Origin of the sequence: Bacillus cereus group sp. BfR-BA-01492 (genome assembly GCF_022662815.1) — a bacterium.
Classification (GTDB): domain Bacteria; phylum Bacillota; class Bacilli; order Bacillales; family Bacillaceae_G; genus Bacillus_A; species Bacillus_A cereus_BD.
Genome location: NZ_JAKUEH010000043.1, coordinates 1 through 2,585 on the forward strand (window position 1 = coordinate 1; position 2,585 = coordinate 2,585).

Here is a 2,585-nt window from a genome sequence, read left to right on the forward strand (position 1 = left end):
CTGGAAAGGCTCGTCATAGAAGGTAACAACCCTGTAGTTGAAACTTCGTTCCCTCTTGAATGTATCCTGAGTACGGCGGAACACGTGAAATTCCGTCGGAATCTGGGAGGACCATCTCCCAAGGCTAAATACTCCCTAGTGATCGATAGTGAACCAGTACCGTGAGGGAAAGGTGAAAAGCACCCCGGAAGGGGAGTGAAAGAGATCCTGAAACCGTGTGCCTACAAATAGTCAGAGCCCGTTAACGGGTGATGGCGTGCCTTTTGTAGAATGAACCGGCGAGTTACGATCCCGTGCGAGGTTAAGCTGAAGAGGCGGAGCCGTAGCGAAAGCGAGTCTGAATAGGGCGTTTAGTACGTGGTCGTAGACCCGAAACCAGGTGATCTACCCATGTCCAGGGTGAAGTTCAGGTAACACTGAATGGAGGCCCGAACCCACGCACGTTGAAAAGTGCGGGGATGAGGTGTGGGTAGCGGAGAAATTCCAATCGAACCTGGAGATAGCTGGTTCTCCCCGAAATAGCTTTAGGGCTAGCCTCAAGTGTAAGAGTCTTGGAGGTAGAGCACTGATTGAACTAGGGGTCCTCATCGGATTACCGAATTCAGTCAAACTCCGAATGCCAATGACTTATCCTTGGGAGTCAGACTGCGAGTGATAAGATCCGTAGTCAAAAGGGAAACAGCCCAGACCGCCAGCTAAGGTCCCAAAGTGTGTATTAAGTGGAAAAGGATGTGGAGTTGCTTAGACAACTAGGATGTTGGCTTAGAAGCAGCCACCATTTAAAGAGTGCGTAATAGCTCACTAGTCGAGTGACTCTGCGCCGAAAATGTACCGGGGCTAAATACACCACCGAAGCTGCGGATTGATACCTTTGGTATCAGTGGTAGGGGAGCGTTCTAAGGACAGTGAAGTCAGACCGGAAGGACTGGTGGAGTGCTTAGAAGTGAGAATGCCGGTATGAGTAGCGAAAGACGGGTGAGAATCCCGTCCACCGAATGCCTAAGGTTTCCTGAGGAAGGCTCGTCCGCTCAGGGTTAGTCAGGACCTAAGCCGAGGCCGACAGGCGTAGGCGATGGACAACAGGTTGATATTCCTGTACCACCTCTTTATCGTTTGAGCAATGGAGGGACGCAGAAGGATAGAAGAAGCGTGCGATTGGTTGTGCACGTCCAAGCAGTTAGGCTGGTAAGTAGGTAAATCCGCTTACCGCGAAGGCTGAGCTGTGATGGGGAAGCTCCTTATGGAGCGAAGTCTTTGATTCCCCGCTGCCAAGAAAAGCTTCTAGCGAGATAAAAGGTGCCTGTACCGCAAACCGACACAGGTAGGCGAGGAGAGAATCCTAAGGTGAGCGAGAGAACTCTGGTTAAGGAACTCGGCAAAATGACCCCGTAACTTCGGGAGAAGGGGTGCTTTCTTAACGGAAAGCCGCAGTGAATAGGCCCAAGCGACTGTTTAGCAAAAACACAGGTCTCTGCGAAGCCGTAAGGCGAAGTATAGGGGCTGACACCTGCCCGGTGCTGGAAGGTTAAGGAGAGGGGTTAGCGTAAGCGAAGCTCTGAACTGAAGCCCCAGTAAACGGCGGCCGTAACTATAACGGTCCTAAGGTAGCGAAATTCCTTGTCGGGTAAGTTCCGACCCGCACGAAAGGTGTAACGATTTGGGCACTGTCTCAACCAGAGACTCGGTGAAATTATAGTACCTGTGAAGATGCAGGTTACCCGCGACAGGACGGAAAGACCCCGTGGAGCTTTACTGTAGCCTGATATTGAATTTTGGTACAGCTTGTACAGGATAGGCGGGAGCCTTTGAAGCCGGAGCGCTAGCTTCGGTGGAGGCGCTGGTGGGATACCGCCCTGGCTGTATTGAAATTCTAACCTACGGGTCTTATCGACCCGGGAGACAGTGTCAGGTGGGCAGTTTGACTGGGGCGGTCGCCTCCTAAAGTGTAACGGAGGCGCCCAAAGGTTCCCTCAGAATGGTTGGAAATCATTCGTAGAGTGCAAAGGCATAAGGGAGCTTGACTGCGAGACCTACAAGTCGAGCAGGGACGAAAGTCGGGCTTAGTGATCCGGTGGTTCCGCATGGAAGGGCCATCGCTCAACGGATAAAAGCTACCCCGGGGATAACAGGCTTATCTCCCCCAAGAGTCCACATCGACGGGGAGGTTTGGCACCTCGATGTCGGCTCATCGCATCCTGGGGCTGTAGTCGGTCCCAAGGGTTGGGCTGTTCGCCCATTAAAGCGGTACGCGAGCTGGGTTCAGAACGTCGTGAGACAGTTCGGTCCCTATCCGTCGTGGGCGTAGGAAATTTGAGAGGAGCTGTCCTTAGTACGAGAGGACCGGGATGGACGCACCGCTGGTGTACCAGTTGTTCTGCCAAGGGCATCGCTGGGTAGCTATGTGCGGAAGGGATAAGTGCTGAAAGCATCTAAGCATGAAGCCCCCCTCAAGATGAGATTTCCCATAGCGTAAGCTAGTAAGATCCCTGAAAGATGATCAGGTTGATAGGTTCGAGGTGGAAGCGTGGTGACACGTGGAGCTGACGAATACTAATAGATCGAGGACTTAACCAATAAAAAAAGCG

Annotated in this window: 1 rRNA gene; it reads left to right on the top strand. The window is 52.4% G+C overall.

Going from position 1 to position 2,585, the window contains the following annotated elements:
• Positions 1 to 2,574 (top strand): 23S ribosomal RNA (locus MR063_RS21420); the annotation flags it as partial.
• Positions 2,575 to 2,585: the final 11 nt, after the last annotated feature.